Origin of the sequence: Chitinophaga pendula, from assembly GCF_020386615.1 — a bacterium.
Classification (GTDB): Bacteria; Bacteroidota; Bacteroidia; order Chitinophagales; family Chitinophagaceae; genus Chitinophaga; species Chitinophaga pendula.
Genome location: NZ_CP077769.1, coordinates 5256671 through 5273745, shown reverse-complemented (window position 1 = coordinate 5273745; position 17075 = coordinate 5256671). Strand labels below are relative to the sequence as shown.

The window sequence follows — 17075 nt, the reverse complement described above, 5'->3', positions numbered from 1 at the left end:
AATCAATAATGCTTTTCCGACGTGATGGATTTTGCGGCACTCTTGTCTTGTTCCGGCTTGGCGTAGGCGTTGCGCTCCTGAAGCAGGACGTATTCGATATGCGGATCTTTGGCTGATAAAAGCTCCAGAGCGGATTGGCGGTCGCCCATTTCGGACGCATGTTCCAAAAGGGTCGCTTTGTCATCCGTGTAAACGGTGACGGCTTCGCGGCCACGGGACACGGACACATAGAATTGTTTTAAATCCGTGGCGGGAAAGGTGGCGGCATTTTGCGCAATGAATACGCGATCAACGGTGCACCCTTGCGATCCGTGGGACGTACTGCAATGCGCATGTTCGATATGCCCGAATTCTTTTCCCAGCTTGTATTGCGTTTTCCCGTCAGCATGGCGCAGGATCATATCGCCCCTATCGCTGACAGAAACCACATGCAGCACCGTGCCGTTGTCCAGCCGCTTATCGCGTTTATCAAAACTGTTATGTGTGATGCGAACGACGTCGCCTTTGGATAGTGCAAGATCGTTTTTCTGAAACACGGCGAAATGGTTTGCCCGGTCACAGGGCAGGGACAACGCTTTGCCGCCGGCGTTTTCAATAGTGACATCCTTCTCTCCTATCGCTTTGACGGTCCATTGCGAGCCTTTCCTGGCACCGGGCACATTCTGCGAAAACTGAATGACCTGGCCTTCTTTGTAATTGCGCCAGTCGCTCTTCGCCGCTTCCGTGAAATTGAGATTAGAGAACCGAGTAACGGCAATATCACGCTTGCCGAGCATTCCGGCCGCGCGCAGCGCCACACGGATTGCCGTCGTCACCTTTTCGCCTTCCTGGCGGGTGGGCGAAATCACCAAGCCGGACTTGCCCGCTTTCAATGCCGCAACATAGTCTTTCGCCAACTCCACATGCGGGGCTAAAGGATCGACATCCTTAATCGCGCCCATGTTGTCCAACTTATCAAAGCCTTCTTTAGCTTTGCCCTGCGAAAGAAATTCCACCGCAGCGCGATAGTTACCGTTTTTCTGGCGGTAAATTTTCGATACTTCGGCGGTCTGAATGCCGCCCACGGTGTTGAGGATGCGCAACGCATCCCCGCGCGTAACGGCGCTATGCTGGCGCGTATCACCGACGAAAATAACTTGCGCGTTTTGTTCGGTGGCGATTTCCAGCAAACGCAAGGCTTGCCCGGTGCCGAGCAACCCGGCTTCATCGACGATCAACACCTGATCCGACAATTTTGCCTGCATATCCTTATCAGTCAAAAGCCGCGATACGGTGTCAGCCTCTTTAAAGCCTTGTTCCCGCAGCGTTCCTCGCGACGCATTGGCCGACGGCGCGACCGTTGTGACATGCTTACCCTTTTTTTCGATGGAAGGAACCAATGCCGATAGAAGCGTGGTTTTTCCGGCCCCGGCAACGCCGCGAATAATCGTCACGCGGTCGGCCGTCGTCAGAGCATGGGAAGCAGCCGTCAGAGCTTGGCCGTCCAGCGCCAGGGCAGGCGCTTCCTGATAAAGCGGCGCAAGCTGTCCTACCCCGGCGCGGGCCAATGTCACCATACGCCGCTCTTCCTGCAAAACCTCTTGGGTCGTGCAGACCATGCGCCCGCGATCTTCCACATGAATAATTTGATCATCCTTTTTAAAATGATCCGTTATCTGATCTAAGGACGTTGCATTGTTGCCGATGGCGTGATGATAAGCGGTCGCCAGCAAACGGCGTTCCGGCATCACGGACACTCTTTCAAAATGATGATGCAGGGCATAGCGCACGCTTTGCTTGGCTACGGTCGTTTGTGTTTCCTTCGCCCGCGCAAAGCGTAGCGGCTTGCCCTGATTGCCGCCTATAACGGTACTGATGTCTTGCATCTCCGCTTTCCAAACGGCTTTCAGTTCATCCATGCTCAATCCGGTTTGCTTGGCGGCACGGGTACGAGCGCCCAGCGCGTCCAACGCTTTGGCATCCGTAATCCCTTTTTCTTTGGCAATGCGCCCGATCTCGTCGGTGCGTTTGGAAAAATACGCAATGATTTCTTTCGGCACGCCGTCAATCTCAAAGGCTTTATCCGTCTTTTTCACGTCATAGCCTAAATCCTGGAGCTTATCGGCCAGCCGCTTATGAAAGCGTGCCTGATAGTACGGCATATCACGTTGTATCTCGCGGAATTGGCAAGCCTTGACGCGCTTTTCAACATCATCCCACGTCGCATTGATAACGAAGCAATGCGCGTGAAGATGTGGATCGGGAAGGGAGCCGTCCACGGGCCGCGCCGTCAAATGGGTAAAGGAAGCCCAGAGTAATTCACCCGTTTTCCGATCCGTATCGGCACCGCCAATGCGGACGCGCGTTTGCGCACCATCCGCTTCCATTTCTTGCATGGTTTTCAAAACGGATTTTTCAAAGGCTTTTAATATATGATCGTCCTTTGCTAAAGCGTGCAGGATGGAAACGGATTTAGGACAATGAAAATTGATGTCATAGCCAATGGTTCGCTCATCCTTTGTCACAGGCGTAAGCGCTGTACCATTGAGCGGGTTTCTATTTTCCGTCAGCGCGAAAAACGCCTCTTTCGTCACGTCCCCGGTAATACCCAAACGATCCGCCAGCTTTCCCGTGAATTGTCCGGGAAGCTCTTGATCGTTGGTGTAATAATCGGAAGGTGACAGCGAAGACGTGTAATAGGCTTGGGCATGAGCGGCGCTCGTGCTTTGGATCATGCGAATCATCGAAAACGTTTTATCAGAGATTGAAATCCGAGCGGGAAAAAATCGGCAGGTTGTAACGGCCGTATACAACAAATAAACAGTGCGAGAAAAAGCGGAGCAGTGCGCGAGAAATGACCGGGACTCACAGCTTTGAAGGATCAGACATCTTCCCGCTGCACTGCTGCGGCTTTAAAAAACATCCTCGACATCATCGGCGGGACGGCGCGCGGGTACGGTGGGTTGTGGAAGGTCAATATTTACGGGATTAAGACCGTTCATAACCTCTCGCCCTAATTCCTGGCCATCAATGATGATGTCGCGACGGTCAGAAATCTCCGTATTTCTCAGGTAGTGGCTGATAATCGAATAGATGGAATAACCGATACTCGCGATCATCAGCAAACCGCCCAGGCGCTGCCCCACCTTCGAGAGCAAAAAGCCCGCGATCATAAACGCACCAGGTTCGCATAAGACCTCAATCGTCCACAGGGAGAGGCGCCGGCCGCCGAGTTTCAGCCGATCAAAAACAGGATGCAGATCGCCCGCATAGCGTGTGGACCGGTTCATTGTTTGCTTTATTTCCAGTTTGCGCCATAGGCTGAACGACAAGAACAGAATAAGGAATGCGTACCAGGAGCCATAGCGCCACCAGAAAAGCCCATCCGGCATTGAGGCAATGGCATCCAGTTCGTTCAAATGCCAAAGCCTGATGAATAACCGTTCTTTTACAACAGAGGGCCAACAGGCCAGGGCAACGAGCATAAGCAGTGCTTTGCTCAACGAGAAATAACGCTTTCCGAAATTTCGCCGAATGAAAACTTCCAGCAAAAGGCGCGGGTAAGCGCAATAATGATAAATCGTATCTACATGGCGGTGCCATGACTTACGGTTGTCCGTAAGCCTTCCGGCATTGTTTTGTTTCATGGTAAAAAGTTTAGAGTGAAGGTTTTTGTCTGAAGCGGACTTTTTTGAAGTTAAGCCCGTTGGAAAAGGGAGAGCCTTGACGGTGGATATAGGCTTCTACGATATAGTTGTTTTTCTTGCCGCCTGTTTTGAGGGACACGAATTGTTCCGGACGTACACGCTTATACAGTTTCTCGCTTTCGGAATAAGATTGCGAAAAATCACGCCCGACCTGCACGCCGCGCTGATGGTCCGTTTGGTATTCCTCCCCGAAAAGATCCGAAGCCCATCGGTTGGTATCCATACAGGTGTTGGCGTGGAAGATCTTCGTCGAGAGAAGGCCGAGCAGGGACTTCACTTTATATTCCGATTTGTTTCCGCCCATACTAGCGTAATACCCGACGATAGATTGGGAGAGATAAACGGTTGCAATCATGCTGGATCGCGCCGTGGACAGGAAATGCGCATCATGCGGATGCAGGAATAAATGCGCTTCGTCGCACCACAGGAACGGAATATGTTCACCCGGCAAAACGCCGCGCCTTTCCCACGCCCGTTGAAAAGCGTACTTAATGGCGATTTGGATTTGTTGGCCCGTTTGCTGATAAATTTTGACGGGCAAATTGAGAATGATGATCTTGCCTTTTGTGATGCAATCTTCGGGTGTAAAGGTAGACGGGCCGTTGCAAAACAGCGAATAAAACGGTTCTTGCAAAAGCTGAAACAAAAAACCGATGAAGCTGAACTCCACAATGCTGCGGGTTTTGCTATGCAGTTTGCGATAGGATACGGCGAAGAATTGGTCAATCTGTAGCAGCATTCGATAATCGGACACATTCTGAATGACCCAGCCTTCAAGGCGCTTTTCTTTTTCCATCTTCTTGTGCTCCTCGGGCGCAAGCGTTTCCAGGAAGGCTTCAACCTGTAACATTACGTTTTCTCGCGCCACCTCATACATAACCTGGAAAGCGCTTTCTTTTTCGTCCTCTTTTTTCGTACCGCGCTCTTCATCTCCTTTCGGTGCTGATAAGGCGACGTCATACATGGCTTGAACGGAAATATCTCCGGCGAGTAAACAAAGGGATGCAACGGAAGTAATCAACATTGTTTGCGCGGATGCCCAAAAGGAATCATTCACTTGTCCGCTGCTTTTTTCCCGTCCGCTTTCAATTACCGTTTCAATCAGCGATACGATGTTTTGCGTAACGGACACATTGCCGTCGTTTTTCGAAACCTCATAATCAAGCAGGGAAAAGCGATGTGGGCCGCCCGGCTCTACGACGATTAAATCGTCGATCCGGTTCGTTTGCTCGCAATAGCGCCGCCATAAATCCACTTCATCCGGTTTAGCTGTCAGAACCAACCCGCCGAAACCGTGCGATAAAAAGCTATGTGCCCAACAGGTGCCGCTTCCATGCGTTTTTCCCGATCCGGTGCTTCCTAAAATACCGGTACCGCCTTCAACCGCATCACCGATCGTAAACACCGCACCGCCGGAAAACCGTAATAGAACCGTATTCAGAAGGTTCATTTTTTCAGTATTCATTGAAAAGATTATTTGTTAAATGAAAGGCGGAACGGCGAACATGCCGCCGTTCCTTTAGAAAAGGGGCGTTATTGTCCCCACTTGGAAACCTTATCCGTTACCGATTTAATCCCATGGCATGTCGTGCCGTTCACGTTATACGTGTTGCTTCCGGTTTTCTTCACGGAATCGCCGCGATCATTGACAAGCTTATCGCTGTCAACGGAAGAGGGGCGTAACTTCAAATGGGACGGAACATTGTTTTGATTGTTCATGATACATTGGTTTTTGATTGTTTAAAAAAAGAGGATCGTCGTTGCGTCCGGGCATGGCGCGGCCGTCACCCGCCGAAAGCAAGCGTTTTATGGTTGGAAAAAAAAAGCGGAGTGAAAGGGTTGCCCCTCACAGGGACAACCCGGCTTCCGGCGGTTAGCTGCTAACCCTCAGCGTCACCGGAAGAATTGGAGGCCTTACCGTTCCGGTAAAGGCTTGCAGGAAAAAAAGCGTCGGGATCATCCTCTCGGTTGATTAACCGTGTGTGTTTGACACGTCGCCCGTCAGATACCGATAGGCATTTGAAAGGCATGCTTGTGAGAATGGAGATTGTTTTCATGGTGGAAGGTGGTTTTTGATTTTGACAGTACAAATCTCCGGGGATTAACTTTTTCGGACAAATCGAGCTATTAATAATTTCAAAATAAAGGGTATTTATAGCGCGCAAATGCCTGTCCGTATTGACTTTCATAAAAATTAATGTTATATGGTAATTACTTTAGAGGAGACATGAAATGGATTTTAAATATGAGTTTGATAAAAAACATAAACCATTGGAAATAGCAACGACTTCCTATTATATAGGGTCATTTATAGCTCTTCGTGATAATCCGCTCCCGTATGGTCATGAAGCCATGCAGGGTTATTTAGATGGAACGATAGATGTCACCAATGAATTAAAACGCTTCATGAAAAAATTTCCGGAACTTCCGGAACCGTATAGAAGAAATCTTTTAGATCTCATTGAAAATCGTGATAAATATGTGGAAGAACTAAATGCTCGGTGGGACCATGAGAATCCTGGATCGGGTTACAAAGGGTTTAATCCTGAAGGCTAAATCTGATTTTAAGCCATAAATCCAAAGTTTCGAAATTTTGTTTTTTTTATTTTAAGTAAAGAAAAGATAAAGCCATAGTTGCAGCAGAGTAGCTGCAATTATATAAAAGTTCTAAATATCTACGCAGAAACTAGATTTTGATACTTTTAAAATAATAATAAATGGGTAAGGCCAAACCTCTTAAAGAAGGGTATATTGCAACTGAACTTAATGATAATACGCTTAATCTATATAAAGATATAGTAACCTTTGTTTATGATATAAAAAAGATTAGAGGCTATGCTTGGTTCCAAAAATATTCCCCAGCAATAGCAAGAGTTAAAATCGTCAGCCAATTGTTGAAATGCTCAATGAGCAGTGCACAAAATTATAGTTCCGTCCGACTTAGAGCTTTAACCCTTCAAGGGATAGCGATAGAAAAGTTTAATAGTAGTGTTGAAAGCTTTTTAAAGCAGGTCCCCTCATTACAGGAAAAATATTTAGCAGGCCAAAAAAAGAAGGGAATAAAGAATAATAAACCCAATGCTCAAATGTTAACAGACTTGGCGAAGTTTAAGGAGCTTCCTATAGTTAGAAAAAAGTTCACAGAATGGAAGAAATCTATTCAGCCAATATATCATAAACGAAAGAGTATATCGGAAAAAATAGTCAATAGAAAGGATAAGAGTATTGAAGATCCTCTCTTGTCTTTTAGCTTCACAGACTGGACTATCGTTTGTTCTAACGAAGAAGATGAAGAAAGACAGATGAACGACGCTGGAAATTTTGAAGCCGACAGTGATCACCATAAGGCAGTACCCTCAGAAAAAAGATATACACTTACTTTTTATCATATCTCATCAACTAAAACGATTAAATGTAGTTTATGCGATCATGAGAATGGTCAGATCGCAAGAGGCTATGGATACATGGGTCGTAACAGAAAATTGATAATAGTTTCTCCTTATGCAACTAAGGAGTTTCGTTATGGATTAATATTAGATACCAACACTTTTATTGATGTATTTTCCAAAAACAGAATAGGAATAGCAACTGCAATTACAACGTATGGAGATGAAAAAGCATATAAGGGGAGTGCATTGGTCCACCAAAATTTAGGGTCTAGTATAGAAACAATGTTAATGGAAGTATTTCATTTGCAAAAGAATGAAGCAACGATTGACAAAACAATTGATGTACAAAAGGTAATAGCGAAAGTTTTCAAGTGGGATTTAAACCACAGATTTGGAAAAAGCTACGTACTTGCAAAATTTAATGGGTTCGGTAAACGTCTCTTAGAAAGTAGGTATTTTGGCCAAACAATAAACCCCTGGAAAAATTCGCAACCGAAAACAGGACAGTCACAATATAACAGATAATCCACGTTCCCCTGATAGAGATGATATTGAATTAGACCGATAGCAAACGCCCTCTTTAATCAGCGCATTCTTATATTGCAAACAAATTTCTAAAAAAAATTTGTTCATGTCTGAAGGAAGGCCCATGTATGGATAAAAACCGTCCAATATTTTTCATTTTCACATCTTTAAAACATTTCATATCAATTGGTTTTATTTAAACCATTATTGAATCCTTATGCTTATGAGTGCAAAATAAATCTTGGTTCACACATGGAAAGGAAGCAGCGACGCACGCCATGCGCCAAGCAGTTGCCTACTATAGAGAATCCACCCAGCGTCAGGAAGAAAGCGGCCTCGGGACAGCCGCGCAGCATTCCGACGTTGATGATCTGCAACGCACAAGTGGTTTATTTGTCGTCCGAGAATATTACGAAACTGAAAGCGCGAAGAAAAATAACCGGCCCGTACTATTAAAAGCGATTAAATACTGCATTAAAACAGGCATGACACTCATCATTGCCAAATGCGATCGCTTGACTCGAAAAGCCTTGTTTGGCGCACGGATACTCGACAGCAAGCTAAATTTAATTGCGGCTGATAGGCCAACTGCTACGAAATTGGATTTACTGCAAGAATTCATTTATGCGGAAAGAGAGGGTATCACAATAAGCAAACGTACAAGCGCGGCTTTACAAGCTGCCAAACGGCACGGCGTAAAGCTGGGTACTGCATGCAAAGAGCTTGCCCGTAAAAATAAGCAGGCGGCAGAAACCTATGCCCGTAAAATGTCCCCCATTATTCAAGATTTGCGAGGCCATGGATTTACAACGATAAATGCTTTGGTCACTGAATTAAATCGGCTTCGTATTCCCCCGCCTAGCAGTATTCGTGCAAAAAGAGGCGGTTATGCTTTGATCCTCGATGACCATTCAGAAAAATGGCGGCGTGTAGAAATCGTAGAAAAAAACAAAGCTAAGTGGCATCGCACATCAGTGTGGACACTTGAACACCGCATCGACGCGCTTAATCTCTCACCTCAATAATCATTCACTATGAACAGAATTATTCCGCAACTGGCCTTTGTATGCGCCGCCAGCCTCTTTTGTTTTGGTATGTGTTCCAAAGACGACAAAGCGCAACCAGCGCCCGCAACAATCGACAAAGCCAAAGTGATTGGCACCTGGTCAATTACCAAAGGATTATTTAATTACTACGACGGCAATGAAAAGCTGATCCGGCAAAACGGTATCGAGAAAAACGGCCTAAACGGTGATCTATGGGATCATTCCACATTAGAGGCGAAAGACAGCACCTTCACACAGACCGGCATTGTTGCCCAGGATCATCTTCCCCGCAAAGGGAAATGGCAGATCGTCGATGAAGGGCGAACACTCCGCACAATTGACGGAGGCAACAGCCAGCGGACCACGGATTGGGAAGTCGTATCCTATGCCGGATCGGTCCTGACCATCCGCCTTCGCGAAGCTAGAAACAATGGCGAGGAAAAAATCGCCGAAGCCTTGCTTGAACTGACTAAAGAGTAATTTTTAATAACCGAGAAGACCCTATTTTTTATGATTGCACCTAATATTTTGGCCAATCTCTACTCCGGTATGAAAAATATACGAGAACTTTTCCGAGAGGCCATGGAAAACGAATGCAAGTGGAGCACACCGACCTTTTATCGCCGCATCCTAAATCCGCAGAACAACAGCACAGCCGAGAAAGAAATGATGATTAAAGTCGCCCGTGCTCGAATTGTAGAGTTATTGGAATTAATTGATCGTGAGGATCAAAATTTAAAAAACTATCAATCTCTAAATTAATGACACCGCTTTGTGACGTCTTGCGGCTTATTGAATATACGTTCAAAATTAATGGGCATCCTATCTATACTGCATTAGGTATCAATCAAAAAAACTACAGCGCGTGGAGAACAGGTAGACGGAAAAAGGCTTCCATCGAAACCTATGAGAAGTTCAGAGAAAAGCTAGGGATCGACCTTTATCAATCCCAACAAAAAGGGGAAATCGTGATTGTCAACCGACAGGCATATGAGTCATGTGGTGAAAACTTCCAGTTGCTTCCGAAAAAACGGAATAAATCCCGAAGCATCCCCTAAATATGTTTTTCCGAGTTGGCGAGCGGATAACGAGGACCGCTCGCTAGATAGGACCGCCGCCTTCGCTTTATGCGGGGCGGCTTTCTAAATATTAACCCGATTGGATGACATCAGATTTGCGGCACCGATGCGGCATTGGCTATAAAGAGCCTGACATGCTATATAAATAAGTCATTGAAATAATTGGTTGCGGGGGCAGGATTTGAACCTGCGGCCTTCAGGTTATGAGCCTAGGGCCAGTATTATAAATTGAATATAGCGCTGATAATTCTTCTATAATAAATCAAAGATTTATTCCTTTTCCTTTCTTCTTTCTTTTATACTTTTTTCAATGCAGGTTGCGGCACTGATGCGGCACCAGGAATTTTATTTGTGATACCCTATATCTCTAGCTAATTGAGAATGAGTCAGTGTACCGCTGAGTGCCGCATTAGAGGAGATTTTAATGTTAGAAAACCGAACGATCAACTTCACCAAACAAAATATTGAACAACTTCCAACGCCCAGCAAAGGAAAATCATATTACAAAGACAGTAGGGAGAAGGGGCTTAGTCTTTACGTTACATCTTATGGTGTAAAAACGTTCTTCATAAGGAAACGCATAAAGGGAAGAGACGAGCGAATAATAATTGGCCCCGCAGATATTATTCCGGTGGAAAAAGCCAGAAAGGAAGCGCGAATACTTAAAGGACAAATTGCTGAAGGATTAGACCCTGTAGCGGAAAAGAAAAAGGAGCTATCTAATAAGCTAACATTCGGGGAGCAGTTCAAGGAATATATAGAGGTCTATAGCAAACCTCATAAAAAATCTTGGCAGTATGATGTAAGGGAAGTTCCTAAGTACTTATCGCACTGGTTTAAGAAAAGAATGATTGATATTACTCGTTATGATGTTCAAAAAATTCAGAAGGATGTCTTTGAAAACCATGGCGTATATCAAGCAAACCGCATAGTTGAGCGTATTAGTTCTATCTACAACAAAGCTATTGAATGGGGATGGGAAGGGATAAATCCCGCCTCTCGCGTTAAAAAATATAAAGAGAAAAGCAGAGATCGTTTCATCTTGCCAGCAGAGATGCCGTGTTTAATTCGGGCGCTTAATGAAGAAATGAATGAAACAGCAAGACATTTTATATGGATGCTATTGCTCGCGGGCGCTCGTAAAACAAATACACTTCAAATGCGCTGGGAACAAATTAATTGGGAACATAAGACATGGCGAATTCCAGATAGCAAAAATGGAGAGGTTTTACTGTTACCATTGGTTGATCATGCGATGGATATTTTGAGAAAGCGCAAGGAAATTTCCGTCAGTGATTGGGTATTCCCCTCAGATCTTGATCCCCGTTCGCATTTTGTAAATGTTAAACGGGCCTGGAAACGTGTTAAACAGAAGGCAACTATATATTTCTGGTCTTCGGATGAAAAATTAAAATTGCTGGTTGAGCAATGCCGGGATGAAATCGACAACGAGTATTTCGTGAGCTTATGGATAAAGCTTATCATTAAAGTAGCAAAAGATGATGGTATAACCTTGCCTGTGGGCCTCATGGATGTTCGACTGCATGATGTTCGCCGCACATTTGGCAGTTATCAGGCAATCGGAGGTTCCAGTCTAACGATTATCGGTAAGAGCTTAGGGCATAGATCAGTAAAATCGACGGAAGTGTATGCACGTTTAAATCTAGATCCAGTACGCTCTTCAATTGAGAAGGCAACAAATGCAATGCTCAGTTTTTAAGTTATTATAGAGGAGTATATATCTATTAACCTACAAATGTATTCTTTTTATCTTGCCAATATTATTCGAGATTAACGGCATCTTAAATCGTATTGACTCTGTGTAAAAAAGTTCTTATTCACCCCGCGCCAATGAGGATTCCTCTCATTGGATATTTTATTTATAGAAGGATATTTAATGAAACCAGGTGATCCAGAAGACTATCTTGTTGACCGTAAATTCGCCGCAAAGTTCCTAGGCGGCACAAAACCATATTCAGCAGGCACTCTAGCAGTATGGGACTGTACAAAACGATACGATCTTCGGCCTGTCAAAATGGGAAGAGATGTTCGTTATTGGTATTCACATCTTTTGAGGGTGCGAAAAGAAGGCCTGAAGCCAGCATATTTTTAAATGATCTAATGGCGACTGTTTAAACCGAGGAAGGGGCTAACGCCGTCCCTTCCTCCTTCTCCTACCCGGCGGGGTTCCAAACAATTTTGATGAATAATTAAATTGTCGTGAAATATAAATTATTTATATTTTAGATTGTTAAACAAATTTACATGTTTGATGTTGTTATGGTAATTTGGATGCGCTAAATAAGTGACAAATAGATTAAACTGTTTATTTTTAGATAAATAGACATTTGTAATTACATTTATGAGTTGTATATTCAGATTACTTAGTACATTTATTTTATTTATAACCCTTACCAGGAAAGCTGTATGACATTTGACAATCAGACCCTTACCATCATTGCAGGCGTTGTTGTTGCGTTATTTACGGGCGGAGCAATTTTTTCTTACAAAGCCTCAAAGAAAAAAACTGTAAATCAGAATAATAATACTATCGGTGGCAACGGCGATATTGTCGGCGGCGATAAGACTACTGTGAATTAATCATGATCCCGACTACTACTCAATCCAATAATCACATTGGGGGAGATGGTGAAATTATTGGTCGCGATAAAAACGTTACCATTAATAATCCGGTTAGAAGGACACGCTTATCAATCCTCTTTGATAAATTAGAAAAAGCTTTCAATGAAAATAGTCACGTAACCGAGGTGTCAGCAGATCTTCAGAGATACGCTAATCTTCGCGATACGATTGGATTAGAGCAAAAACTTAAAGATGGAGGACGAGAAGATCTGTACGAAGATGCGTTATGGTTGAAGGAAGAATATCACAAGAAGCTTACAAAATTTCAATTTTTTGAGCCTGCACAAGAAATTCACTCTTTTCTGTTAGCGTTGGTTTTGTCTAAATTTAGAAATATTATTTTTCCATTGATATGCGCAAGCAAATCAGAACAGGAAGTTTCATTAGCAATTGAAAATGAAATTGTCGCTCCAATCGTATCTATTATCCAAGAAGAAGGATGTAGTGACGTAATGGGTCTAAGTTCAGTTGATATTGAAGGAATGATTTATTATTTAACAGGCCAGTGCCATATTAAATGGTGTAAGAAATGATTATTTATCACCAGGCATTCGATCTTTATCATTCAGTCTATAGGATGTTACAAATACTCACCTACTATAAAAGAAAAGAGTACGTTGAGACTGATAGACTGAGAATATGGGACTTTTATTTATTGTTTCCCTCTGAAGTTCATAAAATAAAGATCTTTAGAGAAGAAGAAGATTTAAAAAAACTAATCAGATCTTATATCTATAAACAAGAAAATCCTTATGAGGAAATATTAGACGGTCGTAAAATGTTTGAAAAGATAAAGTCTTATCAATTGCATGCAATCAAATGTTTGGCGTCTTATGATATTATCGATAAGGATCATTTGAATGAAAATAGAGTTACTATAATTTCAAAAACCTTGCTCGAAAAATACAGTGCAAAATTTGAGCCTTTAAGTGTGTCGGAAATAAACACGATAAAGCTTATGACTTCCGAATTTGCTCAAATATCAATGTATGGACCCAAAGGACTTAAAGCAAGAACAAAGCTATTAGAGAGTAGATATGATACGGAATAATTTGTTTCTAAATCGACTAGCCGTCTATACACAAAAAAATGAAATCGCTTATGATGAAAAATTCCATAAGGGAATTAATATCATTCGCGGAGATAACAGTAGTGGTAAATCGACAATAACACAGTTTATTTTCTATGCGCTTGGCGGTTCCTTTAATGATTGGGTGAAAGAAGCAAAATTTTGTTCGCTTGTTATTGCAGAAGTAGAAATGAACGGAGCGATATTAGTTTTAAAAAGAGAAATAAATATTAGTGAACATACTAACAAAGCAAATCCAATAGAGCCTATTTATATCTATTGGGGTAGCTTTGAGGATAGTCAAAAAGCGGCGTCTAACGAATGGAATAAATTTGGATATAACACTACCTTAGAGAAAAAAAGCTTCTCAAACGTTTTTTTTGAAAATTTAGACATCCCTATTGTAAAAGGGGAAAACAATATCACATTCCACCAAATTCTTCGTCTGTTATATGTAGATCAAGATTCACCGACGAGTTCGTTGTTTTTTTATGAGCAATTCGATACTCAATTGACACGAGAAACTGTAGCAGATTTATTACTCGGTGCTTATAGTCAAACATTATATGAAAGTAGACAAAGAATATTAGAGGTCAGAGACGAAATTGATGATATACGCAAAGAAGTAAAAGTAATTAAGCAGTATATACCCAATGAGCTAGACTTATATCCGGCACATATAATTACCAAAATTGAAAATAAAGAAAAAGAAATTGCATCTTTCGAAGATGAACTTCTTCGATATAAAGATGAAAATAAAACTGTAAGATACACAAAGACAGCAAAATTAGAATTTGAGAAATTAAATGAAGAGTCTCTTGTGCAACGAGAGCGAGTTAATTCTCTGGAAAACTCTATACAACTTTTAAAGAATGAAATAGATGACTCTAAATATTTTATTTCTGTCTTAGAGGACAAAATAAAAGCTATTAGAAACTCCATATTAACAAGGGAGTTTTTAGAAGAATATCCTTTAGAGTATTGCCCTGAATGTTTGACCAAGCTTCATAAAATTGAAAGTGAAGGTAAATGTAAACTCTGTAAAGAAGTTGTTGATAGTAGCACCGGAATTACACAGGCAAGAAAAATTGAGCAAGAGCTATCTTTTCAGATTAAAGAATCAAAATCTCTAATGGTTTTAAGAGAAAGAAAGCTATTAGAGGCAAATAGTAGTTACGAAGCTGAGAAATTAAAATTAACTGCATTGCAGTCCAGGGTTAATGCAGCACTTAAAGATGTAAAGTCATATAGAGAAGAGCGAATTGATTCTTTGTATGTTGAAAAAGGTTTTGCTGAAGGCGAGATGCTGCAATTAAATACATTATTAGAGCGAGCCCAATTATTTCAATCTTTGTTATCAAGACAACGTGAATTAGAAGATGAAGAAAAACGGCTTCAAGTCCTTATTGATGGATTGACGTCAACTCAAGAAGCAAAGAAGAAAGAGACAAATCAAACAATAGAAAAGAAAGCTTTGTATCTCTTAAATAACGATTTAAGAAGGCAAGAAGACTTCATTGCAGCAAAGGAATTCAACATTGATTATCGTAATAACATTGCATTTATTTCAGATAAAGATGCCAAGTACTCTGCGAGTTCTAACTTCTATTTGAAAACAACGGCACGATTCGCTATATTTCTAGCATCATTAGAAAATAATCAGATGCGTTATCCAAGATTTATTCTCTGTGATAATATGGAAGATAAGGGAATAGAAGAAAAACGAGCTCAGAACTTCCAAAGAATTGTGGTGACTGAGGCCGAAAAACATTCCTCAAATACTTATCAGATGATTTTCACAACATCATTTATTGCTCCAGAGTTAAATAACGAGAAATATGTAGTTGGTGAATATTATTCAAAAGATAAGCCGAGTTTAAAAAACGTATAATACTAGTATGCCGTAGATTGTATGGTAGATATAAATGGAGCTCTAAATGATTGTAAATTGTTAGGATTCCTGTATATTAACAACTTGTAATATCTAAACTAATGGCAAAAAGATCTAAGACAAAGGATGAACCTGTGAAATCTAATGATGATTACCCCTTTGACAAAAGTCTAATGGAGGAAGAGGAAGATCTATCTTCTCAAGATGATTCAGCGGAGGTGCCTCCAACTGACATTGTTGCCTATAATGAGCTCCGATCCTGTGCAGATTTAGTCAGAATGTACAAAAATGGTCAATTAGATATTCAGCCGGATTTTCAAAGAGACTTTGTTTGGAAAAGAAATGAGCAATCACGGTTTATAGACTCTTTGATTAAACAATTGCCAATTCCAAGTATGTGCGTAAGTTTTGACTTCAATACGAACGAGCGCCAAGTCATAGACGGCTTACAACGAATTTCTACGATCATAAATTTTCTTACTAATAATGATTTTCAAATTTCCGATCTTGATGATATAGATCCGAAAATATCAGGAAAGACTGTATCGGTAATAAAGTCGAAAAATCGTACTTTATATGAGCGAGTGGAAAATCTCACAATTCCTATAACAGTTCTTCGGTGCGATTATTCCAAGCAATCGCATATGGACTATTTGTTCACTATTTTCCACAGATTGAATTCAGGAGGATCGAAGCTAAACAACCAAGAGATTAGAAATTGTATTTACAGTGGATCTTTAAACACTTTGTTGAAGGAAACTGTCAAATATCCAAATTATAAAAAATTAATGGATATTGAAGAAGACAAAACATATCGTTTTGCATTTGAAGAGTTGAATCTACGCTTTTTTGCATTTTCTGATTGGTTAAATAAGTACAATGGAAGATTGGCGAGATTTCTAAATACATATATGTTTGATCACAAGAAGTCTCCTTCAAAAGAAATAGAGAAGAGGAGGAAGTACTTTATTCGGACAATTGATCTTGCTTATACAAAAGTGTTTGATGGCAAGCCAGTTGATAAACTAAGTAAAACTGCTTTGGAAGCAGTTTTAGTCGGTATCGGAAGCAATCTCGACTACATAGATTCAATAACGAAAAAAGAAGCAACAGCGCTATTAGCTAAATTTCGTATCGCCCCAGAATTTTCAGCAGATAGTCTAAAAGAGGGTTTGTCGGCTAAAGCTAGAGTAATTAGCCGTATTAAACGATCCATTGAGATTTTTTCCGGTAAATAAGTTGGTTGTAAAAAAATACATACTAAAAACGATTTCCGCTTTGGATGGGCACTACAACGCTGCTTCGGTCGGTGATGCCGTATATTATTCAAAACTGGCAATCATTGAGCTTTGTGGTTGGATAGAATCCTCTATGGATGATATTGTGCAACATTTTGCTGATCGTAAGTTAAAAACTGCCTCATATCAAAGAATTTTCAGAAAGGAAATAAAGGGGAAAAATTATGGTTTTGAGTATGAAACAAATTTTCGGAAAATGATGCACCAGACAATTGGTCTTCATAATATGGAATCCATTGAGGTAAAACTAGATCGTAGTGGTCAAATCGCTATTCTCTTGGCGGAATTAAATGCATTGAAGTTGTTGCGAAATGATGCCGCTCATACGCACATTGATGCAACTAAGACCTATCAAGCTCCATCTGTAACCAAAGCTCAGTTACTACGCATATATCCAATTCTTAAAGAAATAGATCGAGAAGTTAAAGCTATAAGATAGGTTATTGTAA

Annotated in this window: 15 protein-coding genes; 12 read left to right on the top strand and 3 right to left on the bottom strand. The window is 41.6% G+C overall.

Annotated elements, in window-relative coordinates:
• Positions 1-2: 2 nt before the first annotated feature.
• From mobF to KTO58_RS19350, 3 genes are all read right to left on the bottom strand, one after another.
• Entirely contained in the window at positions 3-2723 is a 2721-nt protein-coding gene (mobF, locus tag KTO58_RS19360) for a MobF family relaxase (RefSeq protein WP_225859833.1), read from the bottom strand.
• Positions 2724-2891: 168 nt separating this feature from the next.
• A complete protein-coding gene (locus KTO58_RS19355; protein WP_095837797.1) occupies positions 2892-3626 on the bottom strand; it encodes a hypothetical protein in 735 nt (244 codons plus the stop codon).
• 10 nt (positions 3627-3636) lie between these two features.
• A complete protein-coding gene (locus KTO58_RS19350; protein WP_095837798.1) occupies positions 3637-5151 on the bottom strand; it encodes a type IV secretory system conjugative DNA transfer family protein in 1515 nt (504 codons plus the stop codon).
• 806 nt (positions 5152-5957) lie between these two features.
• Here KTO58_RS19350 and KTO58_RS19345 point away from each other — a divergent pair.
• The 12 genes from KTO58_RS19345 (at position 5958) to KTO58_RS19290 (ending at position 17065) form a co-directional block, all read left to right on the top strand.
• On the top strand, positions 5958-6242 hold the full coding sequence (locus tag KTO58_RS19345; protein ID WP_157752847.1) for a hypothetical protein: 285 nt from the start codon (positions 5958-5960) through the stop codon (positions 6240-6242).
• Between the two features lie 161 nt (positions 6243-6403).
• Positions 6404-7600 (top strand): hypothetical protein, encoded by a 1197-nt coding sequence (locus KTO58_RS19340; protein WP_095837800.1) that lies wholly within the window; start codon positions 6404-6406, stop codon positions 7598-7600.
• A 227-nt stretch (positions 7601-7827) separates the two neighbouring features.
• A complete protein-coding gene (locus KTO58_RS19335) occupies positions 7828-8625 on the top strand; it encodes a recombinase family protein (RefSeq protein WP_095837801.1) in 798 nt (265 codons plus the stop codon).
• A gap of 9 nt (positions 8626-8634) precedes the next feature.
• Positions 8635-9126, top strand: a complete 492-nt coding sequence (locus KTO58_RS19330) for a hypothetical protein (RefSeq protein ID WP_157752848.1) — start codon at positions 8635-8637, stop codon at positions 9124-9126.
• A gap of 30 nt (positions 9127-9156) precedes the next feature.
• Positions 9157-9408: a hypothetical protein gene (locus KTO58_RS19325; protein ID WP_095837803.1), complete on the top strand. Its 252-nt coding sequence runs from the start codon at positions 9157-9159 to the stop codon at positions 9406-9408.
• Positions 9409-10149: 741 nt separating this feature from the next.
• Positions 10150-11445, top strand: a complete 1296-nt coding sequence (locus KTO58_RS19320) for a tyrosine-type recombinase/integrase (protein WP_095837805.1) — start codon at positions 10150-10152, stop codon at positions 11443-11445.
• A gap of 707 nt (positions 11446-12152) precedes the next feature.
• On the top strand, positions 12153-12326 hold the full coding sequence (locus KTO58_RS19315; protein ID WP_157752849.1) for a hypothetical protein: 174 nt from the start codon (positions 12153-12155) through the stop codon (positions 12324-12326).
• Between the two features lie 2 nt (positions 12327-12328).
• On the top strand, positions 12329-12901 hold the full coding sequence (locus KTO58_RS19310) for an ABC-three component system protein (RefSeq protein WP_095837807.1): 573 nt from the start codon (positions 12329-12331) through the stop codon (positions 12899-12901).
• A 44-nt stretch (positions 12902-12945) separates the two neighbouring features.
• A complete protein-coding gene (locus tag KTO58_RS19305; protein WP_198315183.1) occupies positions 12946-13419 on the top strand; it encodes an ABC-three component system middle component 5 in 474 nt (157 codons plus the stop codon).
• Complete coding sequence (locus KTO58_RS19300; RefSeq protein ID WP_095837809.1) at positions 13406-15328, top strand: SMC family protein; 1923 nt, start codon at positions 13406-13408, stop codon at positions 15326-15328. The genes KTO58_RS19305 and KTO58_RS19300 overlap by 14 nt, the downstream gene beginning before the upstream one ends.
• A 101-nt stretch (positions 15329-15429) precedes the next feature.
• On the top strand, positions 15430-16566 hold the full coding sequence (locus tag KTO58_RS19295) for a DUF262 domain-containing protein (RefSeq protein WP_095837810.1): 1137 nt from the start codon (positions 15430-15432) through the stop codon (positions 16564-16566).
• The gene (locus KTO58_RS19290) at positions 16544-17065 is read left to right on the top strand and encodes a HEPN domain-containing protein (protein ID WP_157752850.1); all 522 of its coding nucleotides are present in this window, start codon (positions 16544-16546) and stop codon (positions 17063-17065) included. The genes KTO58_RS19295 and KTO58_RS19290 overlap by 23 nt, the downstream gene beginning before the upstream one ends.
• Positions 17066-17075: the final 10 nt, after the last annotated feature.